Source organism: Loktanella sp. D2R18, from assembly GCF_003318235.1.
Lineage (GTDB): Bacteria > Pseudomonadota > Alphaproteobacteria > Rhodobacterales > Rhodobacteraceae > Yoonia.
In genome coordinates this window covers 233,476-255,052 of record NZ_QOCG01000006.1, presented here as the reverse complement: position 1 = coordinate 255,052, position 21,577 = coordinate 233,476, and the positions used below count along the sequence as shown (strand labels likewise).

General features: G+C 54.7%; 19 protein-coding genes. 7 read left to right on the top strand and 12 right to left on the bottom strand.

Features of this window, described 5'->3' with window-relative positions; all coding sequences use genetic code 11:
- Positions 1–54: 54 nt before the first annotated feature.
- Positions 55–2,223 (top strand): RNA degradosome polyphosphate kinase, encoded by a 2,169-nt coding sequence (locus DS901_RS03985; protein ID WP_113775802.1) that lies wholly within the window; start codon positions 55–57, stop codon positions 2,221–2,223.
- A 2-nt stretch (positions 2,224–2,225) separates the two neighbouring features.
- On the opposite strand, the gene DS901_RS03980 is transcribed toward DS901_RS03985, so the two are convergent.
- Positions 2,226–3,266: a glycosyltransferase family 2 protein gene (locus DS901_RS03980; RefSeq protein ID WP_113775629.1), complete on the bottom strand. Its 1,041-nt coding sequence runs from the start codon at positions 3,264–3,266 to the stop codon at positions 2,226–2,228.
- A 124-nt stretch (positions 3,267–3,390) separates the two neighbouring features.
- Here DS901_RS03980 and DS901_RS03975 point away from each other — a divergent pair, with 124 nt between their 5' ends.
- Complete coding sequence (locus DS901_RS03975; protein ID WP_113775628.1) at positions 3,391–4,932, top strand: Ppx/GppA family phosphatase; 1,542 nt, start codon at positions 3,391–3,393, stop codon at positions 4,930–4,932.
- Between the two features lie 96 nt (positions 4,933–5,028).
- Positions 5,029–5,835 carry a PP2C family protein-serine/threonine phosphatase gene (locus DS901_RS03970; protein WP_147249844.1) on the top strand — a complete coding sequence of 269 codons (807 nt, stop codon included), beginning with the start codon at positions 5,029–5,031 and terminating at the stop codon, positions 5,833–5,835.
- Here DS901_RS03970 and DS901_RS03965 read toward each other — a convergent pair.
- Genes DS901_RS03965 through DS901_RS03950 form a run of 4 tightly spaced genes read right to left on the bottom strand, consistent with a single transcriptional unit; the run spans position 5,832 to position 8,591 of the window.
- Positions 5,832–6,839 (bottom strand): endonuclease/exonuclease/phosphatase family protein, encoded by a 1,008-nt coding sequence (locus DS901_RS03965; protein ID WP_113775626.1) that lies wholly within the window; start codon positions 6,837–6,839, stop codon positions 5,832–5,834. The genes DS901_RS03970 and DS901_RS03965 overlap by 4 nt on opposite strands.
- On the bottom strand, positions 6,836–7,516 hold the full coding sequence (locus DS901_RS03960) for a molecular chaperone DjiA (RefSeq protein WP_113775625.1): 681 nt from the start codon (positions 7,514–7,516) through the stop codon (positions 6,836–6,838). The genes DS901_RS03965 and DS901_RS03960 overlap by 4 nt, the downstream gene beginning before the upstream one ends.
- A gap of 11 nt (positions 7,517–7,527) precedes the next feature.
- Complete coding sequence (locus tag DS901_RS03955; RefSeq protein ID WP_113775624.1) at positions 7,528–7,995, bottom strand: GNAT family N-acetyltransferase; 468 nt, start codon at positions 7,993–7,995, stop codon at positions 7,528–7,530.
- Positions 7,992–8,591, bottom strand: coding sequence for a VOC family protein (locus DS901_RS03950; protein ID WP_113775623.1), 600 nt, complete (start codon positions 8,589–8,591; stop codon positions 7,992–7,994). Before DS901_RS03950 ends, DS901_RS03955 begins: the two co-directional genes overlap by 4 nt.
- Positions 8,592–8,711: 120 nt before the next feature.
- Here DS901_RS03950 and nhaA point away from each other — a divergent pair, with 120 nt between their 5' ends.
- A complete protein-coding gene (gene nhaA, locus DS901_RS03945; protein ID WP_113775622.1) occupies positions 8,712–9,893 on the top strand; it encodes a Na+/H+ antiporter NhaA in 1,182 nt (393 codons plus the stop codon).
- On the opposite strand, the gene DS901_RS03940 is transcribed toward nhaA, so the two are convergent.
- Positions 9,884–10,999 carry a Hint domain-containing protein gene (locus DS901_RS03940; protein WP_113775621.1) on the bottom strand — a complete coding sequence of 372 codons (1,116 nt, stop codon included), beginning with the start codon at positions 10,997–10,999 and terminating at the stop codon, positions 9,884–9,886. The genes nhaA and DS901_RS03940 overlap by 10 nt on opposite strands.
- A 101-nt stretch (positions 11,000–11,100) precedes the next feature.
- Complete coding sequence (gene scpA / locus DS901_RS03935; RefSeq protein WP_113775620.1) at positions 11,101–13,227, bottom strand: methylmalonyl-CoA mutase; 2,127 nt, start codon at positions 13,225–13,227, stop codon at positions 11,101–11,103.
- Between the two features lie 87 nt (positions 13,228–13,314).
- Between scpA and DS901_RS03930 the strand changes: the two genes are divergently transcribed.
- Positions 13,315–13,788, top strand: a complete 474-nt coding sequence (locus tag DS901_RS03930; RefSeq protein ID WP_113775619.1) for a DUF4174 domain-containing protein — start codon at positions 13,315–13,317, stop codon at positions 13,786–13,788.
- A gap of 5 nt (positions 13,789–13,793) precedes the next feature.
- On the opposite strand, the gene DS901_RS03925 is transcribed toward DS901_RS03930, so the two are convergent.
- The 4 genes from DS901_RS03925 to DS901_RS03910 all read right to left on the bottom strand — a co-directional run bounded on the left by DS901_RS03925 (position 13,794) and on the right by DS901_RS03910 (position 18,387).
- Entirely contained in the window at positions 13,794–15,791 is a 1,998-nt protein-coding gene (locus tag DS901_RS03925; protein ID WP_113775618.1) for an acetyl-CoA carboxylase biotin carboxylase subunit, read from the bottom strand.
- Between the two features lie 96 nt (positions 15,792–15,887).
- The gene (locus DS901_RS03920) at positions 15,888–16,088 is read right to left on the bottom strand and encodes a hypothetical protein (RefSeq protein WP_113775617.1); all 201 of its coding nucleotides are present in this window, start codon (positions 16,086–16,088) and stop codon (positions 15,888–15,890) included.
- A 331-nt stretch (positions 16,089–16,419) separates the two neighbouring features.
- The gene (locus DS901_RS03915) at positions 16,420–16,782 is read right to left on the bottom strand and encodes a hypothetical protein (RefSeq protein ID WP_113775616.1); all 363 of its coding nucleotides are present in this window, start codon (positions 16,780–16,782) and stop codon (positions 16,420–16,422) included.
- Positions 16,783–16,860: 78 nt separating this feature from the next.
- A complete protein-coding gene (locus DS901_RS03910; RefSeq protein ID WP_113775615.1) occupies positions 16,861–18,387 on the bottom strand; it encodes an acyl-CoA carboxylase subunit beta in 1,527 nt (508 codons plus the stop codon).
- A 177-nt stretch (positions 18,388–18,564) separates the two neighbouring features.
- On the opposite strand from DS901_RS03910, the gene DS901_RS03905 reads away from it, so the two are divergent.
- Both DS901_RS03905 and DS901_RS03900 read left to right on the top strand, forming a co-directional pair.
- Positions 18,565–19,776 (top strand): multidrug effflux MFS transporter, encoded by a 1,212-nt coding sequence (locus DS901_RS03905; RefSeq protein WP_113775614.1) that lies wholly within the window; start codon positions 18,565–18,567, stop codon positions 19,774–19,776.
- Positions 19,777–19,828: 52 nt separating this feature from the next.
- Complete coding sequence (locus tag DS901_RS03900) at positions 19,829–21,229, top strand: helix-turn-helix domain-containing protein (RefSeq protein WP_113775613.1); 1,401 nt, start codon at positions 19,829–19,831, stop codon at positions 21,227–21,229.
- A 36-nt stretch (positions 21,230–21,265) separates the two neighbouring features.
- Here DS901_RS03900 and DS901_RS03895 read toward each other — a convergent pair whose 3' ends face one another.
- Positions 21,266–21,508 carry a YdcH family protein gene (locus DS901_RS03895; protein ID WP_113775612.1) on the bottom strand — a complete coding sequence of 81 codons (243 nt, stop codon included), beginning with the start codon at positions 21,506–21,508 and terminating at the stop codon, positions 21,266–21,268.
- Positions 21,509–21,577 lie beyond the last annotated feature (69 nt).

The window sequence follows — 21,577 nt, the reverse complement described above, 5'->3', positions numbered from 1 at the left end:
GCAGAGCGCAATAATTGTCACAAAGCCGCAACAACTGTGGCGCATAAGGCCGCTATGAATACCACAAATTTTCTCGAAGGCGCGTTTCCCGCACCGACCGAACTCGACATTGATCTGGCGACACCAGCCCGTTTTGTGAACCGCGAACTCAGCTGGCTTGGCTTTAACTGGCGCGTGCTGGAAGAGGCCGAAAACCCGCGCGTACCGCTACTTGAACGCCTGCGGTTCCTGTCAATTTCAGCTGCAAATCTGGATGAATTTTTTAGCGTCCGCGTTGCGGGGCTGCGCGAATTGGCGAATGCAGGCAATGCCACCCCCGGCCTTGATGGGCTGACACCTGCAGAACAGCTTGTTCTGATCGACGCAGATGCCCGCAAACTAATGACGCGCCAGCAAACCGTATTTACCGCATTGCAAACGGAAATGGGTACGCAGGATATTCACCTGCTTACGCGCGCCGACCTGACCAAAGACGAAGTCCGCTATCTTGAAGATGTGTTTCTTGAACAAGTATTCCCGGTTCTGTCACCGCTGGCGATTGACCCTGCGCACCCGTTTCCGTTCATCCCCAACGAAGGGTTTGCGCTCGCACTGCAGCTTGAACGGACCGGAGATAAACGTACCCTGCGCGCGCTATTGCCTGTCCCCGCGCAGATCGATCGTTTTATCCCCCTCCCAACCGAAGATGGGCAACGTTTTTTGCCGCTCGAAGAACTGCTTTTGCTGCATATCGGTCAGCTTTTCCCGGGCTATAAGGTCAAAGGCAACTGCGCCTTTAAAGTCCTGCGCGACAGCGATCTAGAAGTCGAAGACGAGGCCGAAGATTTGGTGCGCGAATTTGAAACCGCACTCAAACGGCGCCGCCGCGGAGAGGTTGTCAGACTGAAGATTTCCGCAAAGGCCCCAGCCGCGTTGCAGACCCTTGTGATGTCCGAATTGCACGTCACATCCGAAGCCGTCGTCGAAGTTGACGGCATGATCGGTATCGCAGACCTGAGCGAACTGGTCTTGGACAACCGCCCCGACCTATTGTGGCCATCTTTTTCTCCCCGTGTGCCTGAACGGGTCCAAGACCACGATGGCGATATGTTTGCTGCGATCCGCCAAAAAGACATGCTTTTGCACCACCCCTATGAAACTTTTGACATGGTTGTCAGGTTCCTCGCGCAGGCCGCGCGTGATCCCGATGTCGTCGCGATCAAACAAACGCTTTACCGCACATCCAAACGATCGCCCATCGTCGAGGCCCTGTGCGAAGCCGCCGAAGATGGCAAATCCGTCACCGCCTTGGTTGAACTCAAAGCCCGTTTTGACGAAGCTGCCAACATCCGCCAATCGCGCCGTCTCGAACGGGCTGGCGCGCACGTGGTTTACGGGTTCTTGAACTACAAAACCCATGCGAAAATCAGCACCGTCGTGCGCCGCGAAGGTGACAAACTAGTGACTTATACGCATTTCGGCACAGGCAACTATCACCCGATCACGGCGCGGATTTATACCGATCTAAGCTTCTTTACCTGTGACACTAAATTGGGCCGCGACGCGACCAAAGTGTTCAACTACCTCTCAGGTTACGCCCAGCCCGAAACGTTAGAAAATCTGGCGATTTCGCCGATTAGCCTAAAGCAGTCCTTGCTTGATAGTATCGCGGCAGAGGCAGAAAACGCCCGCAACGGGAAGCCCGCCATGATCTGGGCCAAGATGAATTCACTGATTGAATCGGATGTGATCGACGCGCTTTATGCGGCCTCGCAAGCGGGGGTGAAAATCAGCCTGGTGATCCGTGGCATTTGCGGGCTACGCCCCGGCGTCAAAGGGCTGTCCGAAAATATCCGCGTGAAATCCATCGTCGGACGGTTTTTGGAACATTCGCGCATCGTGTGCTTTGGTAATGGGGCAGAGCTGCCGTCCAAAAAGGCGCGGGTCTTTATCAGTTCCGCTGATTGGATGGGCCGGAACCTAAACCGCCGGGTTGAAACGCTGGTCGAAATCAAAAACGCCACTGTCAAGGCGCAGATCGTCGGGCAAGTCATGGCTGCCAATATGGCCGATGTCGCGCAAAGTTGGGTCATGGCCGCCGACGGCAGCTTTACCCGGGCCGAAATCCCCGAAGGCGAATTTGCGTTCAACTGCCACCGTTTCTTTATGGAAAATCCGTCCCTGTCTGGTCGTGGGTCAGCAGGCGCATCCGATGTGCCTACGCTAACGCACACCGACGATTAACACTATAGGCCGCATGCGATGCGCGCGGCTTTAAAGCCTTCATACCCGCGGTAGGGGCGGGAAAACTTGCAGCCAAATGCCCCGTTGTCACGCGACATTTTTTCGAACAAGTCAGCTAAGGCTTTATAATCAGATGACTGGTTATGATATGCGCCACCCTTGATGGCAGCATTCACGCGGGCATGCATATGCGCATTAAACTTGAAATGGCGCAACGGCAAAATAACCTTTTGTGACGCGATTAGATCAACTGCATGAGGGCTTTCCATGTAGGCACCTTTGCGCCAACGCAAAAACGAAGGCTTGCGGATCGCATGTGCGCCAGGTGGTTTTAACCCCATTTTACGCCTAATATTGCGCTTTAACCAATTTCCGCGTCTCTTTACATCATACTGGAATAACAAACGTGATCGACTTCCAGAATACACCATACGTGGTATCGGCCGCCCACTTAACCCAATGTGTTGCCGTGCGTCAAAAAACCAGTCGGCATTCAAATCAATAACTTCATTTTTCTGCGTAGCCGGAAGATCGTTAAGCCGCTCAGGATACAATTCTATCATCACAGCCCACAGCATCTCAACGCCCTCGGCCTCTGCTACGTTAACGAGTTTCTGAACATTCATACCATCCGGTAAGTCTAGAAATTCATCTACGTCGACATGAAGCGCCCATGTGTCACAGGCGAATTTTTCTTGAATCAGCATGCGCCACATAATTTGCATGCGTCTGTTGTCGCTTGGTGGCAGCCATGGCACGTCGACAGACGGGACCTTATCGCCAAAACGCCGCCCTGATTTTAACACAACAACATCATTTTGCGCCTGTAAAAACGCGCGTGAACCATCGTCTGATTGGTCGTCAATAAATACAAAACGATCAACACCTAACCCGCGGTAGTATGGCAAAAACGCAGGTAAAAAATGCATTTCGTTGCGAATAAGGCCAGTAAGTGTAAAACTACTAGGGCGTGCCAAATCACCTGAAATGAGCGAGAGATCATCGAATTTTTGTAGTGGTCCCTCAATCGGTGCCAGTTGCATTTATACTGTCCTTAAAAACGGCGACGTGACATGAGGTTGCAGTATAAGTGAAAACAGAACAGCTAGCAATTGACGGATGGGCCTATTGGCTTCATGATGAACGCTGCAAAACGACGGGGACATCATGACACAGCAACCCGAGACGATTGATTGGGGACCGTTTGGGCGCCCGTTGTTTGACGATGCCGCCGCCAGAGGGTTGAGCCGCGTGGGTGTGATTGATGTTGGCTCGAACTCTGTCCGGTTGGTGGTGTTTGACGGCGCGGCGCGGTCCCCAGCTTATTTCTACAATGAAAAAATCATGTGCGCATTGGGAGCGGGGCTGTCGGAAACCGGGCATCTCAACCCGCAAGGACGCGTGCGTGCCCTATCTGCGATCCGTCGGTTTGCGGCCCTTGCCGAAGGAATGGGCATCCTGCCCCTGACCGCCGTCGCCACAGCCGCCGTGCGCGAAGCCAGTGACGGGCACGATTTTCGTGAAGAGGTCTTGCGCGAAACAGGCGTTAAACTCTGGATTATCGACGGCAAAGAAGAGGCCCGGCTTTCGGCGCAAGGCGTGTTGCTTGGCTGGCCCGGCAGCTACGGGTTGGTCTGCGATATTGGCGGATCTTCGATGGAACTTGCTGATCTATCTGATGGGCGCGTCGGGCAGCGTGTGACCTCGGCTTTGGGCCCACTCAAGCTGCGCGAGATCAAAGGTGGCAAGAAAGCCGTCAAAGCATTTGTCCGCGAAACCATTGCCCGGCTTCATGATGAAATGGGCAATGAAACCGGCATGCGCCTGTTTTTGGTCGGCGGATCCTGGCGGGCCATCGCGCGGGTTGATATGGAACGGCGGGGTTATCCGCTTACGGTTTTGCATGAATACCGCATGTCATCACGCCAGATCAGCAAGACAGCCAATTATATCGATAAGTCAGACCTGCAAGAGCTCCGTACACGCTGCAGTATTTCGGAAAGCCGCGTCGCGCTTGTTCCGCTAGCATCGGTGGTGCTACGCGAATTGATGCGGGTGTTTAAACCCAAAGACGTTGCTGTGTCGTCTTACGGTATCCGCGAAGGGATGCTGTTCGAACAGATGCCGCGCGACCTGCGGGAACGGGACCCGCTAATTGAGGCCTGCCGCTTTGCCGAAGCTAAAGATGCGCGCATGCCCGGTTTTGGCAGGTTACTCTATGACTTTGTAAAACCGCTGTTTCCGCGGGCCAATTGGCAGCGCATTCGAATCATCAAGGCCGCCTGCCTGCTACATGACGTCAGTTGGCGCGCGCACCCCGATTACCGCGCCGAAGTCACATTCGATAACGCCACCCGCGCCAATCTTGGTGGGCTCAAACACTATGAACGGGTGTTTTTGGGCTTGGCGCTGATGCACCGCTACACCAGCAAAACCGACAAAACTCGGTTTGCGCCACTTTTTGCCATGCTAGATGAAGCACAAATCAAAGAAGCACAGATTTTAGGGAAAGCCATGCGTTTGGGCGCAATGCTCTGGCTGTCGGCGGATGAACCGCCGGGCAAGCTAAAGTGGAACTCACGCAAACGCACGCTGACCTTGGTGTTAACAGAACACGCCCGCCCCCTGTTCGGCGAGGTCGCGGAAAACCGCTTAAACGGGCTGGCTGCGGCACTTGACGCGACAGTCGCAATCAAATTTAAAAAATAGAATATGCGATGGCCATGATTTTGCCATTGGGTGTGCATCTGTTGGACAAGTTATCCTTTTAGGATTGTTGAAATACATGCGTTTGAGGGGCTCTACGTGGCGGATACAGATCAAAGCTTAAAAGTAGCATTCCGCTATGACATGGCGACAACAACGCACCAAGGTGCGCGGGACTATCAAGAAGATGCGCTTTTGTCCCAAGCGGCGGGGCCCGATGTTCTTGGAAGCGTGGTGGTTGCCGATGGGCTTGGCGGCCATGCTGCGGGTGACGTCGCCAGCGGCATTGTCAGCGCGGAAGTGTTTCGCCAAATTACCGCACAAAATTCCGACCTGCTGGCCTGCAAGGCGGACATCCCTGCCCTACTGACCACCGCTGCCCGAACGGCGAATACGCAGGTCGGGGTACATGCGAAAGCCCACGCTGAAACATACGGTATGGGCTCGACGCTTTTGGCAACAATCATTGTCGATAACGCATTGTCATGGGCTTCGATCGGGGATTCACCGCTGTATCTATATCGTGACGGCGCGTTGCAACAACTCAGCGCGACGCACTCCATGGCTCCGCAGATTGATATGCTTGTCAAAATCGGCGCACTATCTGAACAAGAAGGTCGCGATCACCCCAGCCGCCATACATTGACCTCTGTCATTCGGGGCCGTGACATCAAGGCAATCGATTGCCCAAAAACGCCCACCATGCTGTGCGATGGAGATATCGTCATCGTCTCAAGCGACGGGCTGCAATATTTGTCAGACCCGCAAATCAGCGACATTTTGGATGCAACATCCCAACAATCAGCCCAAAAAATCGCGGATGCGCTTTTGGCAGCACTCGAAAACCTAGGCGACCCTGAGCAAGACAATATTGCCTTTGCCGTCATTAAATGTGCGCGAGACTAGGTTCTTTTGTTCGGCAATTCCAAAACCACAGGAAAATGATCAGAAGCCTGCAACAGCGCTGCCTGTAGTGACTTGTTTTCATAGCATTCGGGGTGATCGAACGGGTGCCAAATCTGCCATTCAGGGTTCTGTGCACGTAGCCCCGGTGACACCATTATGTAGTCTAACAGGGCCTGAAGATAGGGCTGCCCTTTGCGTTTAAACCGCGAGGTTGTCGGTGCTGCGCCCAACCTGCGGCTTAGCGCCTGCCGCGCGTGCGGATCATACATTTGTGCAGCGCTCCCTTCGCCCAAAACGACTTCGACGCTAGAGCGGCCAAACAGTTTTTCATATTCATCCAGCCCCGGCCCGTCATTAAAATCTCCCAAAATGATCAGGTCATCGCCCTGTGCAAGGTGGGCATCCACCCGACCACGCAGCCATATACATTGGGCCAATTGTTTGCGCCTGTTTTCAATCGAGATGCGGATGGCTTCGGCATCAGAGGTCGCACCATGTGGTGCCTTTGATTTCGCGTGCACACCGATCAGGCGCAACGGCCCCGCAGGCCCATCAAGCGCCAATTCTAGCGGAGGTTTCGACCAGCGTATCGGGTCGGGGGAGGCATCGACATCCAAATCCATCGCAAAGGTCTGGTCAAAACGCGGGTATTTATCATCGCTCAGCGGATCATGGGTGACTTGGACGACATTCGGATCATACAGCAACGCGATTTCTTGCTGGGTATCATTGGCGAAACCGACAATTGCCGCGCTGGCCCGTAGTCCAAAATGGCTGGCAAATGCACCCAGCGCACGCACCGCGCTGCGGGTTGGGCTGGTATCGGGGGCCTCAATGATCATGACCGCATCTGCGTCAAGCGCCTGAAATACCGCGCCAAGCGCCGCCGTCTGCTGCGCCTTGGTCACATCCCAGCGGGCCGACCAGCTGTCGTCGTCAATCAATCCGTCATCATCGTCAAATAGGCGATCAAACCATTCTACATTATAGGTGGCGATCCTCACGCGCGTGCGCCTTGGATGTCTTCCCACGCACGATTTATGGCAACCATACGGCGTTCTGCCAGCTTAACCGCCTCGGGAGGGACGCCGCGCGCGATCATCTGGTCGGGGTGGGTTTCGCGGACCAAATTGCGCCAAGCTTTGCGCACTTGATCCATTGACGCATCAGGGGAAACCCCAAGCACGTCATATGGGTCGCGATCCGCGTCCTTCACAAATTGCGCACGAATGCCGCGAAATCGCCGTTCGTCAAACCCAAAGATGTTTGCGACATTGTGCAAAAAGTCATCTTCGTTCGGGTGGTAGAACCCGTCTGCCATCGCAATTTGAAACAGCCCCTCCATCAGATGGCACAACGGTGTGTCATCATCGGCAAACATTGCTTTGATTTGGCGCGCGTAGGCCTCGTAACCGGCCACATCTTGGCGCGACAGGTTGAACACCCTTGCCGCGTTATCTTCTTCTTCGGGGGGGATCGTGAAGACTTCACGAAAGGCGACAACTTCGTCGCGGGTCACTTGCCCATCTGCCTTCGCCATTTTCGCCCCCAAGGCGATGACAGCGATCGCAAAGGCAACCGTGCGGTCGGGTGCCGTGCGCAATTTTTCAAAAACGGCTGTCAGCCCCTCGCCCGCAGTCAATGCAGCAAGCGCGTCCGCGATACGTGCCCAGATCGACATATGCGTTCCTTTCAGAGCTGTTTTTGCATCAATACCAAATCGATCCAACGATCAAACTTGAACCCGACTTGCCTCAGGGTTGCAACCTCTTCGAACCCAAGTGCGGCATGAAATGGCACAGCACCGGGATTTTCAGCACTGCATCCGGCAAACATTGTATGCATACCAGCGTCTTTGGCATCGGCGCAAAGCGCGGCCATCAAATTCCGCCCCCCGCCCTGCCCCTGCCCGTCGGGGTGCAACATGATCGTATGCTCACAGGTAAACCGATACCCGGCCCCACCGCGAAACTGAAAATAGCGCGCAAAACCCAACATGCGACCGCCCTGTTCCCAAACGAAACAGGCGTTAGCGGTTAGTGACGCGACTTCCGCGACCGATTTTTCGTCAGGGTTAAACGTAATTGTCGTTTCACGAATGGCAAAATTCCAAATATCGGCGATTTGGCTAGCGTCATCTGCGGTTGCCGGACGGATCAACCCAGCACCTTTGTGCCATCGGGCCCTTCAAACGTTGCCCGAAACCCAACAAGACCAGTTTCAAAGCGAATACGTGGATCATCAAGCGCCACCTTGCACCCAATTTCGCGCGCCAAAGGGTTTGAGATACACAAATCAACGAGCTTCAATCCCGTTTGCGGAAGCGACGATGAGGGGTGAACCGTGCCCTCTGCCCAGCGCAGCAATGTTGGAAACGCCCCACCATAAGGCAGACCACCGTCATCAGGCACCGTGATATCCCAATGTAAATCGCCGCGTTGCAGTGCCTGTGCTGGGCCAGAAATCGCCTTATACGCCGCCAAGTCATCAGCCCGACAAATCCAATTCGCCACACGCGGAGCCCCGTCAAATTGATCAAGCCCAAACCAACTGTGCCCGGCTTCGGCGACACAAGCCGGATCTTTTGCGATCACTTCAAGATACAGCCCATCTGCCAGCCCAAGTAGCATGTTATGGGTCCCGTAACGCGGATGAACCCCACCGGGTTCCAGCGTGACACCCAGTTGAGACTGCACCCAATCCACGCCGTGCTGCAAATTGGTCGCGGCTACCGCAATATGATCAAGCGTAAACATGGTGTATCCAACTCGTTAATAAGTATTAACGTCAAGAAAACCCCATTTTTCTCTTGATGCAAGCCCAACAGCTATTAGATGATCACGCAGATATTAGAAAATTAGTCAGGAAACACCAATATGGCACTTCGCGCCGCGCTCGATCGCTTTTTTCGTCACGACGCATTTGGCGGTATATTATTGATGGCATCGGCCGTTGCGGCGCTTATTGTCGCAAACTCGGCGCTGGCACCGTACTATGACCGCTTTCTCGGGGCTTATCTGGCCATCACCGTAAATGGTGAAGGATTAGAAAAACCCGCGATCCTATGGATCAACGACGGTTTGATGGCGATCTTCTTTTTCTTGATCGGGCTCGAGCTAAAGCGCGAAATTCTAGAAGGGAAACTAAAAAACCCACGTGATGTGATTTTGCCGGGCATGGCCGCCGTGGGCGGGATGATTGTGCCAGCGGTCGTGTTCATCATCTTTAACTGGGGCAACGCGGCCACCATCAACGGTTGGGCGATCCCCGCGGCGACAGATATTGCCTTTGCCCTTGGCGTTCTCGCCTTGGTCGGCACGCGCGCGCCTGCATCGCTCAAGGTGTTTTTGCTGACGCTCGCGATTTTGGACGATCTTGGGGCCATCGTGATTATCGCGCTGTTTTATACCGCTGATCTTAAGGTCGATTACCTCTTCTTGGCGATCCTGCCGCTGATCGGGCTAATCGTCCTGAACGCACGCGGCGCCCACCGCCTTGCTCCGGCAATTTTGCTCGGCGCGATCATGTGGTTCTTTGTGCTGAAATCTGGCGTCCATGCGACCCTTGCCGGGGTGATCACAGCGTTTCTTATTCCGATGACGGACCGCTACGGCAAATCCCCCCTTCATGCGCTAGAGCACGGGCTCACCCCTTATGTGCTCTATTTGATCGTACCGATCTTTGCTTTCGCCAATGCGGGTGTCGTGTTGACGGGGCTGTCATTCAGCGACCTGTTTGCCCCCTTGCCCTTGGGCATTGCGTTGGGGTTGATCCTTGGCAAGCAAATTGGCGTCTTTGGGGTCAGCTTTGCGATGGTCAAACTAGGGTTTGCACGCCTACCACATGGCGCAAGCTGGGCACATATCTATGGGATCGCCTGCCTTGCAGGTATTGGGTTTACGATGTCGCTGTTTATCGGTTCGCTTAGCTTTGACGACCCGGAACTGATGAACCAAGTCCGTTTGGGCGTGCTATCAGGCTCTTTGGTATCCGGTGTCTTGGGCTATGCGATATTGATGCTCGCATCAGGCAAAGACGAAGCTGACGATCAGGCGTGACGCGCGATTTTCTCCGGCTCATAGAGTGGTCGCTTGTTTTTAGTGATGCGCGCTAGAAGCTGTTTGGCTTTCTTACCGTCAACGACAGGGCGGGCGGTGGTGATAGGCGTGCAAACACTCTTCATTGCCCCTCCTCCTCCAGCGATGCCTTTCACGTAGGACGTCAGCAAAAGGGTTTCGACAAGCGCGCCATTCGCCGAAATCAGTTCGTGCTGGTCGCATAAGATATGTACATAAGTGATATCCTCGGTTGGGGTCACCACATCAACCCCGTCGCACCCAGCGAGCTTTGCGGCGGGCACAAGGACCTCTCCTGCGTCAACCATGCGCTGTGCAACGGGCGAGGCGATCAGCATACGGTGCTGCCGCGACACAATAAGATCTGTTGCAGGGTAACCGCCCCCCATGCACCCCGCCTTGAACCGAATGGGCTGCTGGTCGCGGTGTTCGGCCATAACATCGGGCGACAATGTCGTTTGGCCAATCCACCGGATCGGTTGAAATCCATGGTCTGCTGTCCAGACCTTATCACCCACGACAAGGTCTTGCGCACACACGTCGCCCTTATCAGTCGAAACGTGCGTCCCGCCTTCAATGCAAAGCACGGAATCGCCATCGTCAATCGTAGCGTAGGTAAGGTTGCCGAAAATATCCCACTGATAGCTTTCACCGTTGGCGACATTTGTGTGCTCAAGAATACTTTCTGAAGTCGCCGTACCGGGTAAGCTTGCGATGTAGGCAGCACCTTCGGACACCGTGAACGCGGGGATATTATCAGCACTATAGAATGACAGAACCGTGCCGCTATCAACATTGGTCAGTGCAATTCCGCTGCCTTCGTCACTGTCGCTCGCCGCATTTCGCACCCCTACAGAAATCACGTAGATCGTAAAGTCAGGGTCGTCGGGGTGTTCCACACCGGTCAGCGTACCAAGGTTCACTTCGCCCCCTACGATGCCCGCATTAGTGTGCAACGTGCCATCGTCGTCATAGACCGACACAACAAAATCGTCCGGGTCGTCATCAGGGCCAAGGGTAATTTCAACGAATTCGCCTGAATTCGCGACACCTGATCCCCGAAAATGTATTTCTGAAATGAACGCCATTTGGCGACTCCACACTGTGAGGCAAAGATCTCTGTGCAGCTATCCTAACGGCAAACCAGCTGTAGCGCGATAGGTTTATCGCGACAACCGGTTTGCCCTGTTTACCCCTTATCGGCAGAAAGCAATTCCAAAATTTCGCTTGCGGCTTTGGGGATATTGGTGCCCGGCCCAAAAATGGCTTTGACGCCGCTATCGTAAAGAAACTGATAGTCTTGCTGCGGGATCACGCCACCGCAAATCACGATGATGTCTTCGGCATCGGCATCCTTAAGCGCCTGCACCAATTGCGGCGCAAGGGTCTTGTGACCCGCTGCTTGGCTGCTAATCCCAATAACATGCACGTCATTGTCGATGGCATCTTGCGCCGCCTCGGCGGGGGTTTGGAACAGCGGGCCAACATCCACATCAAAACCGATATCCGCGAAAGCGGTCGCAATCACCTTGGCCCCACGGTCATGCCCATCTTGGCCCATTTTTACGACCAACATACGCGGACGGCGGCCTTCGGCATCGGCGAAATCTTCGACGTTGCGTTGAATTTCAGCAAAACCTTTATCGCCTTCATAGGCCGCACCATAGACACCCGCCAAGGTTTTGACTTCGGCGCGGTGGCGCCCAAATGTTTTCTCCATCGCCATGCTGATTTCTCCGACTGTGGCGCGCGCGCGCGCGGCTTCGATTGCGGCTTCGAGAAGGTTACCACCTTCGGCAGAACGCCGTGTCAACTCTTCCAATGCAGCGGCAACAGCATCTGAATCACGGGCCGCTTTTGTATCGGCGATCCGTTTGACCTGCCCGATGCGGACGGCGTTGTTATCGATATCCAAAATATCAATCGGGTCTTCTTTGTCTTTACGGTATTTATTCACGCCAACGATCACTTCGGACCCACGGTCGATATCGGCCTGACGGCGGGCAGCGGTTTCTTCGATCCGCAACTTTGGCATGCCCGATGCGACGGCTTTGGTCATGCCGCCCATTTCTTCGACTTCTTCGATCAACGCCCAAGCCTTTTCGGCCAGCTCATTGGTCAGGCTTTCGACGTAATAGGACCCCGCCAGCGGATCTACGACATTGGTAATCCCGGTTTCTTCTTGCAAAATCAGCTGCGTGTTGCGAGCGATGCGTGCGCTGAATTCGGTTGGCAGGGCAATTGCTTCGTCCAAAGCATTGGTATGCAAGGACTGTGTCCCGCCCAATGCCGCCGCCATCGCCTCGTAAGCTGTGCGGATCACGTTGTTATAGGGGTCTTGTTCTTGCAGTGACACGCCAGAGGTCTGGCAATGCGTGCGCAACATGGATGATTTGGGATTCTTTGGTTCAAATTCTTCCATGATCTTAGACCACAGCAGACGGGCTGCGCGCAGTTTCGCGGCCTCCATGAAGAAGTTCATCCCAATGGCAAAGAAGAACGACAGACGGCCAGCAAAGGCATCCACATCCATACCCCGCGCAATCGCAGCGCGCACATATTCACGCCCGTCCGCCAAGGTATAGGCCAGTTCTTGCACAAGGTTCGCGCCCGCCTCTTGCATGTGATAGCCAGAGATCGAGATTGAGTTGAATTTCGGCATCTCATTTGAGGTATATTCGATAATATCCGCAATGATCCTCATCGAAGGTTCAGGCGGGTACACATAGGTATTACGCACCATAAACTCTTTGAGAATATCGTTCTGAATAGTCCCCGAAAGCAGCGCCTTATCGTGCCCTTGCTCTTGACCCGCGACGATGAAATTCGCCAAAATCGGGATCACCGCGCCGTTCATTGTCATTGACACGGACACTTTATCAAGCGGGATACCGTCGAAAAGGATCTTCATATCTTCGACGCTGTCAATCGCCACGCCCGCCTTGCCGACATCACCTTCGACGCGCGGGTGGTCACTGTCATAGCCCCGGTGCGTTGCCAAATCAAAGGCAACCGAAACGCCTTGCTGCCCCGCATCAAGCGCCTTGCGGTAAAACGCATTGGATTCTTCGGCCGTCGAAAACCCTGCGTATTGACGGATCGTCCACGGGCGGCCTGCGTACATCGTCGCCTTCACGCCGCGCGTATATGGTGATTGGCCGGGAATGCCGCCCATATGCGGCAGATCGGCCGTGTCATCAGCCGTATAGAGCGGTTTGACGGCGATGCCTTCAAGCGTATCCCATGTCAGCGCATCAAGCGGCTTGCCACGCAGTTCTTTGGTAGCGATCTGTTCCCACGTTTTCTTATCGGTCATTGTGGCCTCCGGCTTTGCGCGAAATTTATTTCGCTGATTTGCGCTTCGCCCTTAGTATTTGGGCAAGCAGGCGCTATATCGATTGGTATGAAGTTACTGACAAACATTGGGCTTTGCGCCTTGTTCATCGTTTTTGGTGTGGCCACATCCGCCCAAGAGCAAACTGTGCTAGAGCGTTGGGAGGCAGACCGCACCGCGATCTTTGATGCCAGCGACATCACGCTGGATGATTTCCAGTGGCTTGCGCGGCCGCTGATCGTCTTTGCAGACAGCCCCAATGACCCGCATTTCCGCCAGCAAATGGACCTGCTGGCGCTAGGGCTTGATGATCTGGCCGAACGCGATGTGATCATCATTACCGACACAGACCCCGACGCGCAAACATCCGTGCGTTTGGCACTGCGCCCACGCGGGTATTCGATGGTCTTGCTGGGCAAGGACGGGCGCGTCTCATTTCGTAAACCGTCTGCATGGAATGTGCGCGAAATTTCACGCACCATCGATAAGATGCCCCTGCGCCAACAAGAGGTCGAAGATCGACGTCGTATATCGGCGCAGTAAGTCACTTATTCGAACTCCATGATCACTTCGTCAACCGCGAGGCTGTCACCAGCCGCCGCGTTGATTTTCTTGACCACGCCTTTGCGTTCTGCGCGCAGGATGTTTTCCATTTTCATCGCTTCCACGGTGCAAAGCGCTTGGCCCTCTTGGATTTCATCACCAGCTTGTACGTCGACTTTGACGATTAATCCCGGCATCGGGCAGAGCAAGAATTTCGACGTATCCGGCGGCATCTTTTCGGGCATCAGTTCGGCCAGTTCGGCCTGACGCGGGCTGCGCACGTGGACCTTAATGTCGGCCCCACGGTACCGCACGCGGAAACCGCCTGAAATCTTTGCAACTTTCATCACCAGCGGTGTACCATCGACGGACAAACGCGCAAGCGGATCACCCGGTGTCCAATCGCTTTCAACGCGCAACGTGTTATCTCCGATGATGACGTTCGCACCGTTTTGATCGGCATCAATTGTCACCGCGTGCGACGCGCCTTGTAAGTTCACGACCCAATCGGTCCCAACCCGGCGCTCATGGTTCCCCATTGTGCCAGAAATACGGGTGCGTCGAATTTCACCAACCCGGTGCATCGCCGAGGCCGCAGCCGCAATGCGCACGCAAGTGTCGTCGTCCAGCGTCACACCGTCGAACCCATCGGGGAATTCTTCCTCGATAAATGCGGTGGTCATGTTGCCGCTGGTGAATTTCGGGTGGTCATATACGGCCGCCAAAAACGGGAGGTTATGACCAATACCTTCGAGCTCAAACCCATCAAGCGCCAGACGCATTTCTTCAATCGCCGTGGCGCGGTCTGGTGCCCATGTACATAGCTTTGCGATCATTGGATCATAGTACATGCTGATCTCGCCGCCTTCGACAACGCCGGTGTCATTACGTACGGCGCGGTTTTCAAACGCTTCTTCGGCAGGCGGACGGTAGCGGGTCAAACGGCCAATAGACGGCAAGAAGTTGCGATAGGGGTCTTCGGCGTAAAGCCGGCTTTCCATCGCCCAACCGTTGATTTTCAAATCACCTTGGGCAAAAGGCAGTTTTTCACCTGCGGCCACGCGGATCATCTGTTCAACCAGATCAACGCCCGTGATCAATTCGGTCACAGGGTGTTCCACCTGCAAACGGGTGTTCATCTCCAAGAAGTAAAAGTTGCGGTCGCCATCCACGATGAATTCGACGGTGCCTGCGCTGGTGTAGCCAACAGCCTGCGCGAGCGCGACAGATTGTTCACCCATCGCCTTGCGAGTGGCCTCGTCCAAGAAGGGGCTCGGAGCCTCTTCAACAACTTTTTGGTTGCGGCGCTGGATCGAACATTCACGTTCATGCAGATAGACGGCATTGCCATGCCCATCGGCCAAGACCTGAATTTCGATGTGGCGGGGTTGGGTGACAAATTTTTCGATGAAAATCCGGTCATCGCCAAAAGAATTGGCTGCCTCGTTCTTGGATGATTGGAACCCCTCGCGGGCCTCTTGATCGTTCCACGCGATGCGCATGCCCTTCCCGCCACCACCGGCTGATGCTTTGATCATGACCGGATAGCCGACTTCGTTGGAAATCTTGACCGCTTCTTCGGCGTCTTCAATCAGCCCCATGTAGCCCGGTACGGTGGACACGTCAGCGTCTTGGGCGATTTTCTTGGACGTGATTTTGTCGCCCATCTTCTCAATCGCGCCTTTTGGTGGCCCGATAAAGGCGACGCCCGCTGCGGCCAGTGCTTCGGCGAATTTCGCGTTCTCAGATAGGAACCCATAGCCCGGGTGCACTGCTTCGGCACCCGTTTGTTTGATGGCATCCATCACCTTGTCGATGACGATGTAAGATTGGTTCGCGGGGGACGGGCCTATGTGCACGGCCTCGTCGGCCATTTTCACATGCAGCGCATTGCGGTCAGCGTCAGAATAGATTGCAACCGTTTTGATCCCCATCTTGCGGGCAGTCTTAATAACCCGACAGGCAATTTCACCACGGTTCGCAATAAGGATTTTCTTAAACATTAGTTTTCGTCCCCCAAACAAAAAATCGCCGCCGGGGTCCTGCCCCAGCGACGATCCAAAGATTTTAGACGCGCCGGAATGGCACGTGAATTTATACTAGTTGCAGATGCCTGCGTCGTCGCAAAACACGCCTGCGGCTGCGCCAACAGCGGCTGTGCCAACTGGGTCTGTGCCCAGAATTTCAGCGGCGACAAGACCTGCACCCGCGCCTGCAACAGCACGTTCGCCGTCGGTGTCGATACAGCCTGCAAGGCCAAAAGCCGCGACCGCAGCCAGAAGAAGAGATGATTTTTGCATTTTTTACTGCCCTTTAGAATTGTGTTGCGCGGCCAAGAATTGGCCTCTTTCACGCGTAAAGCAATATGCACAATCACGTGATATGCAATAACAGACATTTTTTCGCCGATCCTCGGTTTCGGTCCGCCCTGTGAGAAGGCGAACCGAGAAGGGGAAGGATCAGTATGATAAGGTGGGTCGGCGACATCAAAAGAAGTCTGGCTTATCGCACAGCTTATGATGTCGCCAAAAACTGTCGTTGCATACCCGCGTGTTTGATCCCCCCATTTTTGGGAGGATATCCGCCGTCCAAGCAGCATAGCGCGCCTATGATGTGCAACCAATGTCATTTCTACTTTGTAAAAAGCTCTGGGAAACTGACGCGCGCGACATCGATATCGACACGCAGCATGGCTTCGTAATCAGCTGGATCAAACGGGTCTTCGGCGGGGATCACTTCACGCCCAAACAGCCAACTCAGACGGCCCGCATCCAGATTGCCGCGCACAAATGGTTCATCGCCAAAATTTTCCAACAAAGCCTGCATAAACCCGACATCCGCACGTTTGTCTGGCGGACGGCGATCTGGGTAGCGCTCCCGTTCGGTCAGCGCAGTCGCGCCATCTTTATTCGCGCGCCGCAGAACGAACTGAAAATCAGTCCCGGGCAAGCGTCCCGGAAAGCCGCGATGTTTATCCATATATGGCAGGGCCATGTCATACCTCGGTTATTGTGATCCATCGGGTCGCGATAGATCACGCCAGGCGCTTTGCGACCAGCGTGAACACTCCAGTTATAGCGGAATATTGTCGTGTTTTTTCCACGGATTTTGCAACTGCTTGCCGCGCAAGCTTGCAAAGGCCCGGCAGACCCGTTTGCGTGTGGATTGCGGGCGGATGATTTCGTCGATGAAACCTTTCTCAGCCGCAACAAACGGGTTCGCAAAGCGATCCTCATATTCTTTGGTCTGCTCCGCGATTTCCTCGGCTGATTTACCACGGTGAATAATCTCGGTCGCGCCTTTGGCGCCCATCACAGCAATTTCTGCAGTTGGCCACGCATAGTTGAAATCACCGCGCAGGTGTTTTGACGCCATCACGTCATATGCACCACCGTAGGCCTTGCGCGTGATCACTGTCACCTTGGGCACGGTGGCTTCGCCGTAGGCAAACAGCAGTTTAGCACCGTGTTTGATCACGCCGCCATATTCTTGGCTGGTGCCGGGCAGGAAGCCGGGCACATCGACAAGCGTCAGGATTGGAATTTCAAATGCATCACAGAACCGCACAAACCGTGCTGCCTTGCGAGAACTGTCAATATCGAGACAGCCAGCCAGCACCATTGGCTGGTTGGCAACAACACCAACAGTCGATCCCTCAAGACGGATAAACCCGGTCAAGATATTCTTGGCAAACTCTTGTTGGATCTCGTAAAAATCGCCTTCGTCGGCAAGCTTATGGATCAGCTCTTTCATGTCGTACGGCGCGTTCGGGTTGTCCGGGATCAACGTATCAAGACTGTCTTCAAGACGATCCACATCGTCAAAGAACGGGCGCACGGGCGGTTTTTCGCGGTTATTGAGCGGTAGAAAATCGATCAAACGGCGCGCTTCAGCCAAGGCTTCGACGTCGTTTTCGAACGCACCATCTGCGACACTGGACTTCTTAGCATGGGTCGATGCGCCGCCCAGCTCTTCGGCCGTGACGACCTCATTGGTGACGGTTTTCACAACATCAGGGCCAGTCACAAACATATAACTGCTGTCTTTGACCATAAAGATAAAGTCGGTCATCGCGGGGCTATAGACCGCACCGCCAGCACATGGCCCCATGATCAGACTGATCTGCGGCACCACGCCAGAGGCCATAATGTTGCGCTGAAACACTTCAGCATAACCAGCAAGCGACGCGACACCTTCTTGGATACGCGCACCCCCAGAATCGTTGATCCCAATCACAGGCGCGCCGTTTTTCATCGCCATATCCATGATTTTGCAAATCTTTTGTGCGTGGGTTTCCGAAAGCGAGCCACCAAAAACAGTAAAATCCTGAGAGAACACATAGACCATGCGGCCGTTCACTGTGCCCCAACCGGTGACAACGCCGTCGCCAGCGGGGCGTTCAGCCTCCATACCAAAATCGGTACAGCGGTGGGCCACGAACATGTCAAATTCTTCAAACGACCCTTCGTCAAGCAATAGGTCAATGCGTTCGCGTGCGGTCAGCTTGCCTTTACTGTGCTGCGCGGCAATCCGACGTTCGCCGCCACCAAGACGCGCAGCTTCGCGCTGCGCTTCTAGCTCTTGTAATACATCCATCAGATCGCCCCCAATTCGGTTCTTTGACCAACCCTAGCCCAAGGCAGCCATTTCACGAAGCGCGAATGGGAATATTTGCAAATACCACCATTAGCAAAATCTACAAATTGCAACATTGCAAATCGTATCCATACAATCCCAAGGATAGACAAGACCAGCGTTGCACCCTACCCCTAACCCATGAGCAACTTACCCTTCATCCGCTTTCTTGATCGCAGCACCCCGCCACACATCATGACGCTGGTGCTAATTACAGGCATGTCTGCCCTTAGCATGACGATTTTTTTGCCGTCGTTGGCCAAGATGACCGCCGATTTCGAAACAGATTACGCGATAATGCAGATCGCGCTTTCAGGGTATTTAGCCGCGACAGCGGTGTTGCAAATTTTCGTTGGCCCGATTTCAGATCGCTACGGACGGCGGATCATGATCCTTGGCTCACTTTCGATTTTCATCATCGCATCCATTGGCGCAATGCTGTCTCATTCGATCGAGCTATTTCTGTTTTTCCGCATTCTTCAGGCCGCGGTTGCCACAAATATGGCACTTAGCCGCGCGATTGTGCGTGACATCGTTTCGCAAGAAGAGGCCGCATCCTTGATGGGATATGTCACCATGGGCACCGCATTGGTACCCATGTTTGGCCCGATGATCGGCGGCGTGCTGGACGAAGCGTTTAACTGGCACGCCACTTTTGCGTTCTTAGCGCTTGCCGGGACCGCCACGCTCGTACTGGTCTATTTGGATCTGGGCGAAACCGTCGCCAAGGGCGGTGTTAGCTTTCGCGACCAGATCAAAGGCTATCCTGAGCTCTTTCGGTCGCCGCGATTCTGGGGCTATGCGCTTTGCAGCGCTTTTTCATCGGGTGCGTTCTTTGCGTTGCTTGGTGGCGCCTCGTTTGTGGGCAGCACAATCTTTGGCCTCTCTCCGATGTGGAGCGGTATCGCCCTTGGCGCGCCCGCCGTTGGTTATTCGGTTGGTAACTACCTGTCAGGTCGGTTTTCAGTACGCTTGGGCATCAACACAATGGCCATCATCGGCACAGGTATAACTATCGTCGGGCTGAGCATATCCGCCATTCTTACCATGTCCGGCGTGGCGCACCCGCTCAACTTTTTCGGATTTTGTATATTTTTGGGACTTGGCAATGGGATCGCCCTGCCCAACGTCATGGCGGGGTCCATTTCAGTACGTCCGCATCTGGCGGGCACCGCAAGCGGGCTGAGCGGTGCGATCATGATCGGTGGCGGCGCAGCGCTGTCGCAATTTGCGGGCGGCATGCTGACGGTTGAAACGGGCACCTTGCCGCTGCAACTGCTGATGCTGGGCACCGGGGTGCTTGCGTTGCTTTCAGTCCTGTTTGTGGTCTGGCGCGAATCCCGCATTACTTGACCGCAGGTTTGCAGCAGCTAATCTAACTTAGCTAAGTTGCAAAAGGTGCGTAATGGCCGTTCAAAAACTTTATGCGGGGGCAAAGCTGCGCGAATTGCGCGGGCGGCTGTCGCTGACCCAAAAGGATTTCGCGGCAAAGCTTGGAGTCTCGTTGCCCTATCTGAACCAAATGGAAAACAATAACCGCCCCGTGTCGACCGCGGTGGTGTTGGGCCTCGCGCAGGAATTCGGGTTTGATGTCACTGAACTACAAGCCGGTGACGAGACCCGATTGGTGAGCGACATGCGCGAAGCGATGGCCGATCCGGTGCTGTCAGGCCCCGCCCCGGCGCTTGCCGACTTACGGTTGGTCGCCGCAAACGCCCCTGCCATTGCACGCGCATTTTTAGACCTACACAGCGCCTACCGCCAAACCCATGAACGGCTTGCATCACTCGACGAGGCATTGGGCCGCGAAGATGTCCGCCTGCAACCCAGCCCTTGGGAAGAGGTGCGTGACTTCTTTCATTATTGCGACAACTATATCGACGCGGTTGACCGCAGCGCAGAACGATTTGCGATCCAGCGCAAACCGGATGAAACAATAACCCAAGCTGCCGTTCGCGCACTGTCCGCGCAAAACATTACCGTCACTTTTACCGATAGCAAAACGCTACGCCATTTTGATCCGGCCAGCCGCACCCTGTCGATGTCGCGCGACAGCCATCCTGCGACCCAGTGCTTTCAATTGCTATTGCAACTGGCCCTGATCACCCAAAGCGATCTATTGGACGCGACATTGGATCTGGCGCGGTTTCAATCACCCGAGGCCCGCAGTATCGCCAAGGTTGGTCTGGCCAATTATTTTGCGGGCGCCGCGCTGATGCCTTATGGCGCGTTCCTAAAGGCGGCCCAATCCGACCGCCACGATCTAGAGCTATTGGCAACCCGGTTTGGCGCCTCGATTGAACAGGTGGCGCACCGCCTGTCCACGTTGCAACGCCCCGGCGCAAAGGGCATCCCGTTCTTTTTTGTGCGTGTCGATCAGGCGGGAACGATCACCAAACGCCATTCGGCAACCACGCTGCAATTTGCACGATTTGGCGGTGCTTGCCCGCTATGGAACGTGCATCAGGCCTTTGCCAACCCCGGACAGTTTTTGCGCCAACTTGCCGAAACACCCGACGGGGCACAGTATTTTTGCCTGGCACGCGATGTCAGTAAATCCGGCGGGGCCTATAATGTGCCGACCCGGCGCTATGCGATTGGGCTTGGCTGCGAAGTGCGGCACGCGCCCGCCCTTGTCTATGCTGATCATATGGATTTGGGCGCGCCAAGCGCCTATGCCCCAATTGGGATTTCATGTCGCATTTGCGAACGGCGCGATTGTCATCAGCGCTCAGTTCCGCCGCTTGAACGCCAGCTTAGCGTTGACCCGAACACCCGTGGTGTCCTGCCCTACCAGCTGGATTGAACGGCAAGGGCGCGCACGCCCCTGCCAAAATACTGCTTAGGCCGCTTTGGCCAAAATTCCGGCGATTTCATCCTTGAGCGACATGCGCTGTTTACGCATTTCGGCCATATACAAGTCATCAGTCGGTTCAACATCGGTTTCGGCCCGGTGAATTGCGCGATTCACAACGTGATACTCTTCATACAGCTTTGCGAAATGGGCATCTTCAGCCTTAAGCGCATGCATCGCATTATGCTGATCTGGAAATTCTTCAAGCAGTTCGTGCGGGGTATGTGACATCTTTTTATCCTTAAATAGCTGTCTTGGCCAAAGCTTAGGATGCAGAGATTCGTCCCGCATTGATCCCGA